The following is a 299-nucleotide window of genomic DNA, read 5'->3' on the forward strand; positions in this document are numbered from 1 at the left end:
GCAGCGTGTTGGCCGAGAGCGGGATTTTCAGCAGTTGTCTGCCGCTTTTGGAGCTCGAGCCGATTGCCGCCTCTGACACAATGCGCACCGTAATCCGGGATCTGGATCGGCTTTGCGCGGTGATCGTGGTCAGCAAACCGGCGGCCCGGCTTGGCGTCGCTCTGCTCAGCCAATATGGGCCGCAGTCAGCGCACCTGAAGTGGTTCAGCGTCGGCGCCGCGACCGCGCAAATCATGGAGGATGCCGGGCCCGATGTGAGCTTCCCGGCTGATGGACATCACAGTGAGGCCTTGCTCGAA

General features: G+C 62.9%; 1 protein-coding gene. It reads left to right on the plus strand.

The window, feature by feature from the left end; translation table 11 throughout:
• Nucleotides 1–5: 5 nt before the first annotated feature.
• A partial coding sequence (locus BK665_RS33880) for a uroporphyrinogen-III synthase (protein ID WP_259699690.1) occupies nt 6–299 on the plus strand: 294 nt, incomplete at its 3' end.

The organism is Pseudomonas frederiksbergensis (genome assembly GCF_003732665.1).
In the GTDB taxonomy this organism is placed as follows: domain Bacteria; phylum Pseudomonadota; class Gammaproteobacteria; order Pseudomonadales; family Pseudomonadaceae; genus Aquipseudomonas; species Aquipseudomonas frederiksbergensis_G.